Source organism: Epilithonimonas hungarica, assembly GCF_900102265.1.
Lineage (GTDB): Bacteria > Bacteroidota > Bacteroidia > Flavobacteriales > Weeksellaceae > Epilithonimonas > Epilithonimonas hungarica.
In genome coordinates this window covers 420,302-436,673 of the sequence record NZ_FNBH01000002.1, presented here as the reverse complement: position 1 = coordinate 436,673, position 16,372 = coordinate 420,302, and the positions used below count along the sequence as shown (strand labels likewise).

General features: G+C 37.0%; 16 protein-coding genes. 8 read left to right on the top strand and 8 right to left on the bottom strand.

The features are described 5' to 3' along the window. Positions 1 to 32: 32 nt before the first annotated feature. The 3 genes from BLT30_RS09165 to BLT30_RS09155 are packed head-to-tail and all read left to right on the top strand — an operon-like array spanning position 33 to position 1,835. Positions 33 to 629 (top strand): LemA family protein, encoded by a 597-nt coding sequence (locus BLT30_RS09165; RefSeq protein WP_027384079.1) that lies wholly within the window; start codon positions 33 to 35, stop codon positions 627 to 629. Next, complete coding sequence (locus BLT30_RS09160) at positions 629 to 1,057, top strand: TPM domain-containing protein (protein ID WP_394332195.1); 429 nt, start codon at positions 629 to 631, stop codon at positions 1,055 to 1,057. The genes BLT30_RS09165 and BLT30_RS09160 overlap by 1 nt, the downstream gene beginning before the upstream one ends. Further along, positions 1,038 to 1,835 (top strand): TPM domain-containing protein, encoded by a 798-nt coding sequence (locus BLT30_RS09155; RefSeq protein ID WP_089873269.1) that lies wholly within the window; start codon positions 1,038 to 1,040, stop codon positions 1,833 to 1,835. Before BLT30_RS09160 ends, BLT30_RS09155 begins: the two co-directional genes overlap by 20 nt. A gap of 51 nt (positions 1,836 to 1,886) precedes the next feature. Here BLT30_RS09155 and BLT30_RS09150 read toward each other — a convergent pair whose 3' ends face one another. Continuing rightward, a complete protein-coding gene (locus BLT30_RS09150; RefSeq protein ID WP_089873268.1) occupies positions 1,887 to 2,507 on the bottom strand; it encodes a hypothetical protein in 621 nt (206 codons plus the stop codon). A 189-nt stretch (positions 2,508 to 2,696) separates the two neighbouring features. Between BLT30_RS09150 and BLT30_RS09145 the strand changes: the two genes are divergently transcribed. From BLT30_RS09145 to BLT30_RS09125, 5 genes are all read left to right on the top strand, one after another. Then, on the top strand, positions 2,697 to 3,221 hold the full coding sequence (locus BLT30_RS09145) for an NAD(P)H-dependent oxidoreductase (RefSeq protein ID WP_089873267.1): 525 nt from the start codon (positions 2,697 to 2,699) through the stop codon (positions 3,219 to 3,221). Beyond that, positions 3,222 to 5,075, top strand: a complete 1,854-nt coding sequence (locus BLT30_RS09140) for a monovalent cation:proton antiporter-2 (CPA2) family protein (RefSeq protein WP_089873266.1) — start codon at positions 3,222 to 3,224, stop codon at positions 5,073 to 5,075. A 56-nt stretch (positions 5,076 to 5,131) separates the two neighbouring features. Beyond that, complete coding sequence (locus BLT30_RS09135; protein ID WP_089873265.1) at positions 5,132 to 6,067, top strand: phytanoyl-CoA dioxygenase family protein; 936 nt, start codon at positions 5,132 to 5,134, stop codon at positions 6,065 to 6,067. Positions 6,068 to 6,180: 113 nt separating this feature from the next. After that, positions 6,181 to 8,211, top strand: coding sequence for a M3 family metallopeptidase (locus tag BLT30_RS09130; RefSeq protein ID WP_394332202.1), 2,031 nt, complete (start codon positions 6,181 to 6,183; stop codon positions 8,209 to 8,211). 161 nt (positions 8,212 to 8,372) lie between these two features. Next, positions 8,373 to 9,551: a sensor histidine kinase gene (locus BLT30_RS09125; RefSeq protein WP_089873263.1), complete on the top strand. Its 1,179-nt coding sequence runs from the start codon at positions 8,373 to 8,375 to the stop codon at positions 9,549 to 9,551. 403 nt (positions 9,552 to 9,954) lie between these two features. Here the strand turns inward: BLT30_RS09125 and BLT30_RS09120 are convergent, their stop codons facing one another. The 7 genes from BLT30_RS09120 to BLT30_RS09090 all read right to left on the bottom strand — a co-directional run bounded on the left by BLT30_RS09120 (position 9,955) and on the right by BLT30_RS09090 (position 16,228). Then, positions 9,955 to 10,401 carry a carboxymuconolactone decarboxylase family protein gene (locus tag BLT30_RS09120; protein WP_089873262.1) on the bottom strand — a complete coding sequence of 149 codons (447 nt, stop codon included), beginning with the start codon at positions 10,399 to 10,401 and terminating at the stop codon, positions 9,955 to 9,957. 239 nt (positions 10,402 to 10,640) lie between these two features. Continuing rightward, on the bottom strand, positions 10,641 to 11,216 hold the full coding sequence (locus tag BLT30_RS09115) for a Crp/Fnr family transcriptional regulator (RefSeq protein WP_089873261.1): 576 nt from the start codon (positions 11,214 to 11,216) through the stop codon (positions 10,641 to 10,643). A gap of 46 nt (positions 11,217 to 11,262) precedes the next feature. Further along, the gene (locus tag BLT30_RS09110) at positions 11,263 to 11,997 is read right to left on the bottom strand and encodes a PA3715 family protein (protein WP_245707149.1); all 735 of its coding nucleotides are present in this window, start codon (positions 11,995 to 11,997) and stop codon (positions 11,263 to 11,265) included. A gap of 19 nt (positions 11,998 to 12,016) precedes the next feature. Next, complete coding sequence (locus BLT30_RS09105; protein WP_089873260.1) at positions 12,017 to 12,625, bottom strand: PH domain-containing protein; 609 nt, start codon at positions 12,623 to 12,625, stop codon at positions 12,017 to 12,019. Positions 12,626 to 12,775: 150 nt separating this feature from the next. Continuing rightward, positions 12,776 to 13,453, bottom strand: a complete 678-nt coding sequence (locus BLT30_RS09100) for a type 1 glutamine amidotransferase domain-containing protein (protein WP_089873726.1) — start codon at positions 13,451 to 13,453, stop codon at positions 12,776 to 12,778. A 188-nt stretch (positions 13,454 to 13,641) separates the two neighbouring features. Continuing rightward, positions 13,642 to 14,208, bottom strand: coding sequence for a Crp/Fnr family transcriptional regulator (locus tag BLT30_RS09095; RefSeq protein ID WP_089873259.1), 567 nt, complete (start codon positions 14,206 to 14,208; stop codon positions 13,642 to 13,644). Positions 14,209 to 14,293: 85 nt separating this feature from the next. Beyond that, on the bottom strand, positions 14,294 to 16,228 hold the full coding sequence (locus BLT30_RS09090; protein WP_089873258.1) for an ABC-F family ATP-binding cassette domain-containing protein: 1,935 nt from the start codon (positions 16,226 to 16,228) through the stop codon (positions 14,294 to 14,296). Positions 16,229 to 16,372: the final 144 nt, after the last annotated feature.

Below are 16,372 nucleotides of genomic sequence, written 5' to 3'. Positions count from 1 at the left end.
ATTCAATTAAAAATTTTAAAACACATCAAACTATGAAAGGTAAAGGTTGTATTGTATTAATCGTAATCGTTGCGTTAATCGCTATAGTAGGATTTTGGGCAGTCGGAATTAGAAACGGTTTTGTAGGCCAGGAACAAACTGTGAATGCCAAATGGTCAAACGTGGAAACTGTTTATCAAAAAAGAGCAAACCTGATCCCTAACTTGGAGAGAACGGTAAAATCTTATGCTAAATTCGAATCTGAAACTTTGACAAAAGTGGTTGAGGCAAGGTCAAAAGCAACATCAGTTAACATCGACCCAACCAATATGACCGAGGCCGATATGGCAAAATTTCAAGCAGCACAAGGCGAATTGAGTGGTTCTTTAAGTAGATTATTGGCAGTTGTAGAAAGTTATCCAAACCTGAAGGCCGACCAGCAATATATCAATTTCCAAAGAGAATATACGGCAATTGAGAACAGTATCCGCTCAGAAACTGTTTATTACAATGATGCGGCGAAGGAATATAATACGAATATTAAAAAGTTCCCAAATAACGTGATCGCTAATTTCTCCAACTTCAAAGAAAAACCATACTTCAAAGCAGAAGCTGGCGCAGAAAAAGCACCTCCTGCATTTTCAGAATAATGAATCATTTCCTTACAGATACAGAGATGGCTTCCCTTGTGGAAGCCATCAAAATAGCTGAAGACCATTCTTCGGGTGAGATTCGTGTGCATATAGATTCCATCGCCGAAGATGATTTTGCAAAAAAAGCATTTGCGATTTTTAATTCGTTGGAAATGCATCTTACCAAAGAAAGAAACGGCGTTTTGTTTTATGTGAATTTTGAACAACATTATCTCACGATTATCGGAGACGAAGGCATTCACAAAAAAGTAAAGCAACAATTCTGGGATGATCTTCATGATGAGGTCACTTCTGAATTTGCAAAGGAAAATTATTACAAAGGTCTGAAAGATGCGATTCTGAAAACCGGACTCGAACTCAAAAAATATTTCCAGATCTCTGGGGAAAATATCAATGAATTACCCAATGATATCAGCTTCTCTTAAACGATATATTTTCGCATTATTCCTGGTTTTTGGATTGTTTTCCAAAGCTCAATTAGTGCCTGAAAAACCGGCGGTTCTTTATCCTGTATATGATAAAGCAGGATTGCTATCGGAATCTGAAAAGGATGCTCTGAATCAAAAATTAATCAAATTCTCCGATTCTACTTCTACAGAAATCGAGGTCATAATTCTCCCGACAACCAGTGGGGAAGATGTCAATTATCTCGCAACAATGTACGGCGAAAAATGGGGAATCGGACAAAAAGGAGTGGATAACGGCGTTGTTTTCCTGATTGCAACAGAAGACCGGACAATGTCTATCCAGCAAGGTCGTGCAGTTGAGCAATATTTGACGGCTTCGGTGGCGGGACAGATTCTGGATTATCTCGTAACACCTGCTTTCAAAAAAGGAGAATTCTATAATGGAATTGACCGCGGAACTTCTGCTATTATGGAAGCGGTTCAAGGGAAATTCAAACCGATTGTCAAGAAACAAAAGAACGATAGCGGAATCAGTATTGGCGCTATTATTCTGATTATAATTGTCATTATTATTTTGATAAGTATTCTGAATGGTAATAACGGCGGCGGAAACTACGATGACGATGATTACACACTATCAAGAAAAGGAAACCGAAGATACCGAGGCGGATTTTTCCCATTTCCGGGAAGCTTCGGTGGAGGATTTGGTGGCGGAAGCAGTAGTGGAGGCGGAGGCTTTGGCGGTTTCGGCGGAGGCGGAAGTTTTGGCGGAGGCGGAGCTTCTGGCGGATGGTAAGATTGAAAATGAATATAAAATAAAACCCAGATTTTGTCTGGGTTTTTGATTCTAATCAGTTACAATTTCGCAATACTGTATAGCTTCTTTACATTTTATATCAATATAATCTTCCATTTCAAAATATCTGTTATCAATTTTCCAAACAAAACGAAACTCATTTTGCATCTGATATTTTATTTCCTTTAAAAACATCAAATCCATTCCATTTCCAATAGTCTCTTGTACCCTTGCATTGAAATTTGGACCACCTATTGTTACGGTTCCTTTATCACTCAAATCATCTAAATCAGAAAAAGGTGAAATAGTCTTACTTATAACTCTGTAATCTTTATAATTGCAAAACCCTAAAAAAGCTTCAATTGTGCCAGGAATTGCATTTAGGATTGCATTCACAAATGAAACAGGGTCTTTAATTCTTATACAAGAATCAGCTTTAAATTCGTTCATTAAATCTTTACTAAAATGTAAACTTGAACAAAGCATATAGGCACTTTGACCGGTATTTGTCATTATCAAATTTTGAGTTCCTTCATTTGAAAATGTCTCGTAAATACCCCCTCCCTCATTTGTGTCTCCTCTTATTTCGTCAGGATATTTTCTGAATCTATCGAAAGAACTAATTCTAATAATTCCTTCTTCAAAAAATAAATCAGAATATTTCTTATCCATATATCTATATAGACTAGGCAATGAGATATTAATTAACTTAGTTGATTGAAGATTGAACATTTTATTAAATTTAATTTCTCAAATATCCCAAAATAATTCCCACCAACAAAAATTATTTTCAATTTCGTAATACACCAAATCTTGACATAAAAAAAGAAATTCACTATATTTACGAAAATCGATATTTCTTTGAAAAAAACATTGGTTCTATTTGCGCATCCTTACTTCGAACATTCTACTACAAATGTTAGATTGTTAGAATGTTATGATGATATGGACAATGTCACGTTCCGGGATTTGTATGAGGATTACCCCGATTTTCATATTCAGCCTTTCCGTGAAAGGAAAAGAATCGTAGAATACGAAAGGATTATTTTCCATTTTCCTATTATTTGGTTCGGGCTTCCGCCTTTGCTAAAACTTTGGATAGATGAGGTTTTTGATATGCGCTGGGTTTCTGAGAATGGAATTAATATTCTTTCCGGAAAAGACGCATTGATTATCACAAGTGTGGGTGGAAGAGAAAATAATTATACTCCAGAGGGAAAATATAAAATAGGCGTAGAAGAATTACTTTCCGGACTCAAAGTTTCTCTATACGTCAACAATATCGACCTCAAAAAAATACACATCATTTATAATGCTGATAATCTGACCGACGCAGAACTCAATCTGCTTTCAGAAGAATTGGCCGAAACTTTAAAAATAGAATAGATGCAAGGTTCCATTGCGATGACAATCCTGATTTTCCTTGGAGCGGCCATTATTATGGTCCCGTTGGGAAAAAAATTGGGTTTGAGTTCTGTGATCGGATATATTCTTGGCGGAATTTTGATTGGCCCGTTTTGTCTACAATTGACGGGAAGAGATGCGGAAGACATTATGCACGCTTCGGAGTTGGGTGTGATCATGCTTTTGTTTTTAGTTGGTTTGGAATTGGAACCTCAGAAACTCTGGCAAATCAGAAAACGGATTATCGGATTGGGCGTCAGCCAAATGTTGCTCAGTATTGTCGGGATCTTCATCGTATTTTATATTGCAGGGTTTGGACTGAAAAAATCGTTCATTATTTCGCTTTGTTTTGCCATGTCGTCCACGGCAATTGTTTTGCAGACCCTGAAAGAAAAAAATCTTTTCCGAACAGTTAGCGGAGAATCATCGTTTTCGATTTTGCTGTTTCAGGATATTGCAGTGATTCCGATTCTGGCATTGTTACCATTTATTTCTAAATCCGAAAAAGCACTGTCACAAGCTGGTCACGAGAAAGTTCTTTTACAATATTTACCAGAATGGCTTCAACCTTTTACCGTGATTTTCGCTGTTATTGCTTTGATTCTTTTAGGACGATATATTTTCACTCCATTTCTAAGATTTGTATCAAGGTCAGGACTTAATGAACTGCTAACGGCAGCATCGTTATTTTTGGTAATTGGCGTTTCAGAATTAATGATTTCAGTGGATTTGAGTCCTGCTTTAGGGGCTTTCATTGCAGGAGTGATGTTGGCTAACAGTGAGTTTCGTCACGAGCTGGAAAGTGCCATTGACCCGTTTAAAGGACTGTTACTGGCTGTGTTTTTCGTAAGTGTTGGCGCTACAATTAACTTTGATATTATAGCTTCGAAGCCTTTCTTTATATTTTCTGCGGCATTTATCGTGTTAGCAATTAAGGCGGTTGTTCTTTTCGCCATTGGAAAGTATTATAAGATGAACAACGAACAGAGTTTTTTCCTGGCTTTTGCTCTGTCACAAGTTGGGGAATTTGCTTTCGTTCTGGTCAATTTCGCCGCGAGTCTGTATCTGATCGATTATCAGGCAAATTCAGAATTGATGGCGATCGTTGCGATTACGATGTGTATTTCGCCATTGCTTTTGATCTTCAAGGAGAAAGTTCTCGACAAACGATTCATAAAACAAAAAACAGAAGAAAATATAGAGCTTGGGATCATCAAACAACGTAAAGTCATTATCGTAGGATTTGGATTTTTCGGAAGTACAGTTGGACGTCTTTTGAAAGCCAACGGAATTCGTTCCACCGTTCTGGATAATGACCCGGATAGGGTTGCGTTGTTGAGGTCAAACGGATTCAATGTTTATTATGGCGATGCGACCAAGCCAGCTTTGTTAAGGTCAGCAGGAATCGAAGATGCGGAACTTCTCGTTCTTTGCTTGGATGACCCGGAAAAGAATAAATTTCTGGTCGATTATGCCAAAGAAAATTATCCCGAACTCAAGATCTTTGTAAGAGCCAAAAACCGTTTGGATGCTTATGATTTTCTCAATAAAAATGTGAATCATATTTATCGTGAAACGCTCGGGACGGCGGTCGATATGGCAGTCGATATTCTTCAGGAAAATGGAATGAGAAAATATACAGCCAGAAGAATGGGGAAACGTTTTATGCTCATCGATAAAGCAATGACAAGACGTTTAGCCAAGGAAAAAGACAAAGATATGATTACCTTTACTTTGCGTGAGTCTTTGGAACGCGAAGCCGAACTGCTGGCACTCGATAGTATTTCTTTTGAGGAAAACCATTGGAGCGGTGATGGAGATGAGGATGATAAATAATTATTTACAACGTTTATAAATAATTATTTTTTTAAATTTGAGAAAAATAAGACTCCATGATGTCATTGATAAAAAATAGTAAGTTAAGTTACGCATTTTTCAACATATTCAATAGAAAAAAATTAAAACATAATATTCCGCTTTATAAGAAATACAAGATCAATAAATCCTATTTTTCACCTATTTCAAGCAAAGATTTTAGAAAAGTGGAATCGCAGTTCAAAAGGAGAGAAGATCCTGGAGCTATTCTCCAAACAGATTTTTATAAAAATCAAACGCCGGAGAATCAACAAAGTTTATCACAGTTCTTTGATAACGGTTATAGTGTTGTCAAAAATTTCATTTCAACGGAACAGGCCGATCAGGTCAATTCTGAGATACAGAAACTTTTAGATAATAATGAGATCAGCTTCAAGTATGGTAATAAACTGATGTTTGCTTTGCATAAGTCAGAAATTATCAAGGAAATAGGTTTAGAGAAATCTTTATTGGAATTGCTCGATATTTTATTAGATGGAAAGACCAAGCTCTTTCAAAGTATCAATTTTATCAATGGAAGCCAGCAAAAAACACATTCGGATAGTATCCACATGACGACATTTCCTGTAGGTGGGCTTATTGGCGTTTGGATTGCGTTGGAAGATATAAAAGCTGATCAGGGAGCACTCCATTATTACCCGGGCAGTCACAAGTTACCTTATTATATGAACTCTGATTATGATAATGAAGGTAATTTCTGGATGTTAGGTAACAAAGGCAATAAAGGCTATGAGATCATGCTTCAGGAAAAAGTTAAAGAATTAGATCTTAAGAAAGAGATCTTCGAATGTAAAAAAGGAGATATGCTGATCTGGCATGCCAATGTTTTACATGGAGGAGAACCTCACACCAATAAAGATAAAACTCGAAAAAGTATGGTGTTTCATTTTTTTGATGAAAACTCGGTTTGTTATCACGAAATTACCCAAAGACCAGCCCTTTTCGAAAATTAAAATATATGAAGAAAATAAAAACTACTTTACTTGTCACATTCATTGCGTTTGGCGCAGGAAATATTACAATACATTCTCAGCAGAAAAAAATTTCTGTAACTGTAGAAAGATCTATGAAAGATAATCCATTTCTTAAAAAAAGCCCGTTGCAGTATCAAGCTCCGGAATTCGATAAAATAAAGGACGAACACTTCAAACCTGCTTTTGAATTTGGTTTGAAAGAACAATTGGCCAACATTGATAAAATCGTAAATGACAAAGCTGCACCAACTTTTGAGAACACGGTTTTAGCTTTAGAAAATAGTGGACAAACACTTGGAAGGGCAACTATTATTTTTTACAATTTGACAAGTTCTAATACCAACGATGGTCTTCAGAAGTTGGAAGAGGAATATGCGCCGATCTTCGCTTCCCAATCGGATAAGATCTATTTGAATGACAAGCTTTACAAAAGGATCAAAGCGGTGAAAACCGATAAACTGGATGCGGAAAGTAAACGATTAACAGAGTTTTATATTACCAATTTTGAAATTGCCGGAGCTAATCTTTCTTCTGAAAATAAGGAGAAATTGAAGGAAATCAATCAACAATTGGCAACTTTGGCGACACAATTCAGCAGCAAATTGTTGGAGGCCAGGAAAAAAGGAGCAGTTCTGATCTCTGATGTCAAAGAATTGGACGGACTTTCTGCTGATGAAATTGCTGCAGCTGCAACTGATGCGGAACAAGCCGGACAGAAAGGGAAGTATCTTTTGCCTCTGCAGAATACAACACAACAACCACTTTTGCAGAATCTCAAAAACAGGACAACGAGAGAAAAACTCTTCAAGGCGTCTTGGACAAGAGCTGAAAAAGGTGACGAAAACGATACGCGCGAAACGGTTGAGAAATTGGCAAAACTAAGATTGCAAAAAGCGCAACTATTCGGAAAGAAAAACTTCGCAGAATGGAGCCTGCAAGACCAAATGGCAAAAACGCCGGAAGCAGCAATGGGACTTTTGGCGCAATTGGCAAAACCTGCGGTTGAAACGGCCAATCGCGAGGCAAAAGAAATCCAGGACCTGATCGATTCTCAAAAAGGAGGTTTCCAAGTGGAACCTTGGGATTGGAATTTCTATTCTGAGCAGGTTAGAAAAGCAAAATACGACCTCGATGAGAACGAGATCAAACCTTATTTTGAAGTGACAACTGTTTTAGAAAAAGGTGTCTTCTACGCCGCAGAACAATTCTACGGAATCACTTTTAAGGAAAGGAAAGACCTTCCTGTTTATCACCCGGATGTTGTGGCCTATGAGGTTTTCGACAGAGATGGGAAATCTCTGGCACTTTATTACTTAGATTTCTACACAAGAAGCAATAAAAGCGGTGGCGCTTGGATGAACAATTTTGTTCCCCAGTCACATTTGCTGGGACAAAAACCGGTCATTGTAAATGTCTTCAATTATCAGAAACCAGCGCCTGGAAAACCATCTTTGATCTCTTATGATGATGTGGAAACAATGTTCCATGAGTTCGGTCATACTTTGCATGGCCTGTTTGCCAACCAAAAATATGCATCAATTTCCGGGGCCAACACGCCAAGGGATTTTGTTGAGTTTCCATCTCAGATCAATGAGCATTTTGCACTGGAACCGGAGATCCTGAAAAACTATGCATTGCATTATCAGACAAAGCAGCAGATGCCCCAAACTCTGATTGATAAGATCAAAAAAGCATCAAATTTCAACCAAGGCTACGCAACAACAGAATTGGTAGCAGCTGCAACTTTGGATATGAATTGGCACACAGTGACTTCTGACAGCCAGCTGATCCCTGTTCTGGATTTTGAAAAACAAGCTTTGTCCAGATACGGATTGTTGGTTCCGCAAGTTCCGCCAAGATATCACACACCTTATTTTGCACACATTTGGGGTGGCGGTTATTCAGCGGGCTATTACGCTTATCTCTGGTCAGAAACTTTGGATTCTGATGCGTGGGAATGGATAAAAGCAAACGGCGGGATCAAAAGAGAGAATGGAGATAGATTTAGAAAGTATATTCTTTCAGTTGGTAACAGTGTCGATCTGAACAAAGCATTTGAAGAGTTTACAGGGCACAAGGCCGATATCAAACCACTTCTCAGAAGCAGAGGTTTCATCAAATAAGACTTGAATAAAATATATAAAAAACGTTTCCAAACTTGGAAGCGTTTTTTGTTTTGAAGTATTTTTTTTTATTAACTTCGTTTTGAAGATTTGATAATTTAATTGTAACTATTTTAGGAATTGTGCGATTAATTATAGAATTCTTATTAAAATAGGCCTCTGTGAAAAACAAAAATATCTATTATCACATTGTATTGATCTTGCTTCTTTTGTTGATTCCTGTCTTATCGTCGCCGGAATTAGATAGTAGTTTGCGTTTGCTGAGTTCGTCCTTTTTTCAGAGAGATTTTTCCAGATATGTTCTGCTTATTGTTTTTTTCTACCTGAATTTGGTCTTTCTTCTGCCCAAATTATATGACAAAAGGAGACTTTTGCTTTATTGGGTCAGTATTTTTGTTTCCTATATATGGATTTGCACGCTTCCATTTTTTATGTTTCCGGATAATCACGGTAGTGGTCCTCGTTTCGGTTTTTTCCAGGATCAGATATCAAATGATAAAAAAATCCATACCACATCTGAATATTTTCCACGACCACCAGAATATTTTTCCTCACAAGAGAGAGCATATCTTGAAAAAGGGCATTTGGAGACACCATTCAAAATGCGACCTCATAGAAAGAGTTTCCCTTCTGCAAAGTTGATGGGAAAGGAAGACTCCTTTTCTAGAAAATACATATCCGGGATCTTGCCGTTCTTATTTTCTTTTCTCAGCTCATTTTTTATACACCAATCCATAAAAAGAAAAGAGATGGAACGTGCCAAGGCCAAAGCTGATCTGCTAAATCTCCGTTATCAGCTTCATCCACATTTTCTTTTCGATACGCTTAATTCTATTCATTCTCTGATCTTGATGAGATCCGATGATGCATCGGAAGGGGTTCTCAAACTTTCCAATGTAATGCACTATATCCTGGAAGAGAGCGAAAATGATTTTGTGCTGCTCTCCAAAGAGTTATTCTATATCAAGGATTATATTGCATTGCAACTGATAAGAACGGATAATAGCCTGGATTTTACTTATACAGAAAATGGTGTTACAGATGAGGTTAGAATCGTTCCGATGATTCTTTTGAACTTTATTGAAAATGCCTTCAAATATGGTTATAATACAGAAGAACCCTCAAAAATATCAATTAATGTGAATCTTGATGGCGGGAAACTGAATTTCAGGGTTTTTAATAATATCGTCAATCATTACGCTGCAGACGAATCTACAAAAGCAGGCATGAAAAACACTACGGAACGTCTGGAAAAACTTTACCCGGGAAAATATTCTTTGAATATCGAAGAAAATAAAAAATCGTACTTTGTAGAACTAGACCTTGACCTCGGCTCTTAGCACATAATAAAAGCAATTGCCATTGATGATGAAATGAAACATTTGCTTCGTGGATTGACCATATGAGCCGTGAGAAAATTTTTCAATAAATGTTATCTTCTGAAGAAAAGTAGCTTCTGCAAGTCCGATGAACAGGAAGTTTGCATATTTCATAAAAACATCAAGACCTTTTACCTAAAACCTCCCGTCGTTTTCATCAAAAGGTCTCGACGTTTTTGGTAAGACATCGAGACATTTTTGAAAAAAACATTTAACTACAAAAGTCACAAAAAGAAAGTCTGAAAAAAATCTCTAGAAAAATAGAATATAATTCTTCAAAATATTTCCTTTTTTGAGTTTTTAAAACCCTAAAGAAAATATAGCTTTTGTGACTTTTGTGATTAAGTGTATAAAGTCATCATAGTTAAAATTCCCCGATTTCCAGCTTTGTACTCAATGCAATTCTGTTCCAGGAATTGATGGTCACGATCGCTATAATGATCTCGGCAATTTGTTTTTCGGAGAAGACAGATTTTGCTTTTTGGTAAGTGTCATCCCTAAGACCATTTTGGCTGATCAATGTGATTTCTTCGGTCATTTTAAGCGCTACCTTTTCCTCTTCTGTGAAGAATTTGTCTGCTTCGTGCCAAGCACTTACCAGGAAGATCCTCTCAGCCGTTTCGCCATATTTGAGAGCGTCTTTGGTGTGCATATCCAGACAATAGGCACAACCGTTGATTTGTGAAGCTCTGATCTTGATGAGTTCTTTGATCATTTTTGAAATTTCCGACTGGGCCAAATAAGCTTCCAGTCCTAGCATTGCTTTGTAGGCTTGTGGTTCTGTTGCGTGGATGTTGATACGTTTTTCCATTGTTTTTGATTGTTTTAATTTGTTGATACAAAGTTGAGAGATCGATATTGGGAAAAACTTAAACTGGTTTAAGAAAAGGGTTGAATCACAAATCGAAGATCTGGAGAAATCAAATCCACAAAATAATTTTTTATGATATGTGTCCTTCGACTCTAATCAGGATGACAACTCTAATATAAAAGTCTTAAAATAAACAATGTCAGGAAGCCTTACTAAAGTAAATGAAGATATCTCACAAATTAGGAAACGATTCTCTTACGAATTTCACTTAGATATTCTGGTGTGAAACCTAGAAAAGAAGCAATTAAGTATTGCGGGACACGTTGTACGAAATCGGGATATTGCTTGATCAGAGAAAAATAAAAATCCTCTTTGGAATAAGTGAAAATATACTTCACTCTTCTTTGATTGGCTGCGAAAGCTCTCTGATAAACAATTCTGAAATACTTTTCCATTATCGGGAAATCATTAAGGAGTTTTTCTTGAGACTCGCTGGAGATTGTCAAAACTTCTGATTTCTCGACTGTTTGTATGCTGAAATCAGCTGGTGTTTTACGTTCAAAAGAAAAATTATCTGTCATCCACCAAGTTTCCAATGCAAAATCTGTGGTTTGTTCCGTTCCTTTTTCATTGATGAAAAACTTTCTTAGCAGACCTTTGATAACAAAGTAGTTGGATCTGCAGATTTGACCCTCTTCCAGTAGATCTTCTTTCTTAGCAAACGATTTGATTTCGAAATAGTTCATGATCGAAGCAAATTCTTCATCTGTTACTGGGATGAATTTATCTAAATGTGCTTTGAAGATTTCTGACATATTGAGGTAAAATTAATTTGACGATATTATCTGCTTTTAATAATGATCATTGATATTCTGTTCCACTGAACTTCAAAGTTTTTATGCGCTTTGTGGTCTTCTTTTTCTCTACACAGTCATCACTGGTCCTGGTGCTTTTTGTCATTTGATCAGTGATTTTCAGAATCAGGTTATTGTATCCTTTAGACTGGATCTTATCGATGTCTATCACTGCTGACATCTCTTCAAATTCGCCTGTGCACCTCGTGTCCCATTCTCCGTGATAATCTGAGATTGTGTAGTCTTTCAGAACCCGTTTTATACTGTTGTTTTGAATTATGAAAAGCGAAAGGTCTGATCTGCCATAAGGATTTGGGTTGCTGCTCCCAGAATAGTCGACTCTCACACCAAAAGCTCTTGTGTTGGCATTAAGATGATATAGACCTGTATCGATTGTGATGCTGCTGAGTTTTACAGCGTCGGAAACCCATTCCTCCGGGATGCGATACTGATTAAGGACCTTACCTGTCTTTTGGTCTGCTATGATGATGTAAGGTTCTATCTCAAAGTAAAAGTTACCATATTGGTCTTCTTCATTGACTTTATATTTGGGGATTACTAATGCTGTTTTCCCTGCCAAATAAGGTAGTGGTCTATCCGAAGCTATTTCTAAATTGATGTTTTTCTCTGTTAATTTTAATTGCTTTAGTACCTCTTTCAGTAGAAGCGTGTCTTTTACTTGTGAAAATACTGTAGCACATAATAATGAGAAAAATATGATCAGAGATTTTTTTGCTTGCATTGGTAAGAATTGAGAGATTTTACATTCTGTCTAATATCTCTTTCTTTTTAGTTTCGTAATCTTCTGCAGATATTAGATCATTGTCCAGAAATGCCTTTAGTTTCAGTAAAGTTTCCATTGGGTCCTCATTCGTGGTTTCTGGTTTAAGCTCTTCTGCTGGTTCAGTTTGAGTGTTCACGGTAATTCCTCCTGCAGCAGCTCTTTTCTCTTCCAGTTCTTTTTGTCGTCGGTATTCTATCATCTCTTCCTCTTTCGCTTGTGCGTATTGATAGAGTTTTCTGGCCTGAGATTTAGGAATATAATCGATCGTTTCTATGAACCCGGTGACAGCCGTCATTGTGAAAGTGGAACCCAGAATAGCTTCGCTGATATGACTTTCAGAAACATCTTTCCAAAGATAATCCTGAAAATCCGTCACCAAACCAAATGTCTTGGAACGGAAAAACAGGATTCTTTTATTGGTAAGAACGATAGAATCCGGAGACAAGTTGATGGTAGGTTTGTTTTGTACGGCAACATACTCGACGTTTTCTCCATTGGTTAACAAATCATTTACCTTTTCTATGATCTTTTCTACGGCTTTCGGGTCTTGTTCTTCGTTCAGGAATTTCTTTAGATTATTGATCATTATGTGGATTTTTGCGATTGAGTTTGTTTAAGTTTTTATCTAACGTGAAATTACAAAAACAAAATGAAAATAAATTAAACTTGTTAATTAATGAAAACAAAAAAAGCAAAACCTATTTTGGTCTTGCTTTTATATTTTGAATGTTGAATTTTATTTCTGTTTTAATCCTTTTAAGATTTCCTCACCCACGCTTTTTGCAGATTGTGGATTTTGTCCTGTAATTAATCTTCCGTCAGCAACTACGTGATCTTGCCAAAGCCCGGATTTTTCAAAAATAGCACCTCTTTCTTTTAATTGATCTTCCAATAAGAAAGGAACTACATTTTCCAGTTTCACGGCAGTTTCCTCTTCATTGGTAAAGGCATTCACTTTTTTGCCTTCAACCAGATATTTTCCATTTGATAATTTGAGGTTTACAAGAGCAGAAGGACCGTGACAAACCGCACTTATGATGCCATTGTTTTCATAGATCTTTCTTGCAATGTTCTGAAGTTCTGTATTGTCCGGAAAATCCCACATTGTTCCGTGTCCGCCAGCGTAGAAAATTGCGGCATATTTTGACGGGTCAACTTCCGAAGGTTTCATCGTGTTTTCGATTTTTGTACGGTACTCTTTATTCTCCCAGAATTCTTTATTAACTGCATCTTCCAGATTGAGTCCGTCAACAGGGGCTTTTCCTCCTTTTGGGCTTACAAAATCGATATCGTAACCAGCAGAATGGAGAATTTCCCAAGGATGTGAGACTTCGCCAAGATAATAGCCTGTTGGTTCATTGGTATTGCCTTTTTTGTCGTGGCTTGTCACCACGAATAAGATTTTTTTGCTCATAACTTTGTTAGATTTTTTGTTCTGTGCATTTGTGATATTCAACATTGAAATGAATACAAATAGGACAGAAAAGATTGAAATTTTGGTTTTCATTATCACAATTTTAAAATTTGATACTGCAAAATTCTACAAAATCGAGACCGAAAGAAAGGATGTATATCAAGGTTTTTCTGTGATGTAGGTCACATTTATTTTGATAATCTGCTAAGTGTTTCTCTGGAAACCCCAAGGTAAGAAGCAATGAGAGACTTTGGAACACGCTGGAAAAGAGAAGGGTAGTTGCTGAGCATCTGTTCATAGCGTTCTTTTGTGCTATGAGTTAACAGTGAAAGAATCCTTTGCTGAAGCGCAATGTATCCGAAATTGGATTTCTTTCTGAAAAAATGTTCAATCTTATGAAGGTCAGCACAGATTTTTTCGCGGTTTTCCAATGAGATAGAAAGTACTTCGACATCTTCTATACAATCTATGTTGAGAGTAGAATTGGTTTGATTGAAATAAGCCTGGAAATCTGTAATCCACCAGTTTTCCCAGGCAAACTGAAGAATGTGTTCTTTGCCGTCGTCAGGATTGGTATGATAAGCTTTCAACAACCCGGAAACTACAAAATGGTCATTTTTAACCAGGTCGCCTTGCTGGATCAAAAATTGATGTTTTTTAAGTTTTTTGACTGAAAAATGAGACAGCAGATAATCGAATTCCTTATCTGTGATCGGTGTGATTTCTTCGATATGTTTTCTTAGTTTGTCACTCATTTTTGAATTTCTTTGTCGAAGATAAGAATTAAAACAGGTCTATAAAAAATCCATTCAATTTTGAATGGATTTAGATATTTTAAAATTAGTTCTCTAATTGACTTCCAAGATATTCCCATTCCTGTAAGGTCAGATCCAGTTCTTCTTTTGTTTTGTTATAAGTTTCCAAAGTTTGTTCAGAAGGATTTTCCTTAGTAAAAGAAGCTTCGAATTCTTCGATTTTCAATTCCAGTTCAGAGATTTTTTCTTCTACTTTTTTCAGTTTGTTTTGAATATTTTTCTGCTCTTTGCTTACAATCGTTGTTGACTGATTGTCAGTTGCTGGCTTTGATTCTTGGATCTTAGCTTTTGGTTCTTCAACCTCTTCTTTATGAAGTTTTGACCTTTCGGCAGAGATTTCCCGGATGCTTTCTTTTTGTCTGTATTCCAGGTATTCATCAATGTTTCCTAGGAATTCCTTCATTTTTCCATCACGGAATTCAAAAATCTTATCAGACAAACCTTGCAGGAATTCACGGTCGTGAGAAATCACGATCAATGTTCCTTCATATTTCTGAAGCGCTAATTTAATAATCTCTTTTGACTGAATATCCAAGTGGTTCGTAGGTTCATCCATGATCAACGTATTGAACGGACGAAGCAATAATTTACAAAGCGCCAGACGGTTTCTCTCACCTCCGGAAAGAACTTTGGTTTTCTTGGTCACATCTTCGCCCTGAAACAAGAAAGAACCTAATAAGTCACGAACTCTTGGTCTGGTTTCTTCCGTTGCAGAATCTTCCGCTTCTTGTAGAACAGTTTTATCCGGTGTCAAAACTTCTTCCTGATTCTGGGCAAAATATCCGATGCTCACGTTGTGACCAAGATTCCATTCTCCTGAATAATCCTTGATATCGCCGGCAAGAATCTTTGCCAAAGTCGTTTTCCCTTGTCCGTTCTGTCCCAAAAGAGAGATTCTGTCGCCACGTTCTACAAAGAAGTCAACGTTGTCAAAGATCTGCTTGTTTCCGTAAGCTTTTCCTAAGTTTTTGGCTTCGAAGATTACTTTTCCAGGTGTAACAGACGGTTGGAAACGAATATTGAATTTGGATACATCTTCATTATCGATCTCTATTCTTTCGATTTTATCCAGTTTTTTGATTAATGACTGGGCAAAAGAAGCTTTGGTTGCACTTGCACGGAACTTGTTGATGTTGTCTTCCATCTGCTTGATTTCCGCATCTTGGTTTTTCTTCGCCTGCGCTAGTTTTTCGCGACGTTCTTTTCTCAGCTCCAGATATTTGGAATAGTTGGCTTTGTAATCCTCAATTTTTTTATTATTAACATCAAAAGTTCTGTTACAGATCGATGTCATAAACTGTTTATCGTGACTTACCAAAACGATAGAGCCAGGATAATCTTTCAGGAAATCTTCCAGCCAAATGATGGATTCCATATCCAAGTGGTTGGTCGGCTCATCCAGAAGCATCAAATCGTTTTTCTGAAGAAGGAGTTTTGCCAATTCGATCCTCATTCTCCAGCCTCCGGAAAACTCGTCGGTTATCTTTTGAAAATCATCAGCTTTGAAACCCAACCCAAACAATACTTTTTCTACATCGCCTTCCAGATTATATGCATCGTGATTCATTAAAAGGTCATTCAGTTCCGTCATTCTGACAATTAGATCAGAATAGGCATCACTTTCGTAATCGGTTCTGGTTGCTAATTGATGATTGACGTCCTCCAGTTCATTCTTCATCGCATTGATCTGCTCATAAGCCTGCATCGTCTCGTCCCAAACGGTTCTTCCTTTTACAAAATCAAGGTCTTGTTTTAAGAATCCAATTGTGATGTTTCCTTCCGGAACAACGTTGCCTTCGTAGAAGTTGATCTCTCCGGAAAGGATTTTAAGAAGCGTGGATTTTCCAGCTCCGTTCTTACCGACCAAGCCAATTTTATCATCTTTTTTGATGGTAAAATTAACGTCTCGGAAAAGATAATTTCCTGCGTGATGTAATCCTAATCCTTGTGCCGATATCATTGTTGTCTGTTTAAAATTTCAATTTGCAAAAGTAGTGAAATATGTTGGATGTTGGAAGTCGGAAATCAGATGGAAAAAATGTCTTTTAAAATTAACCTTCACATCCAGTATCCGGCTTCTGACATCCAAACAAATTCTTATCTT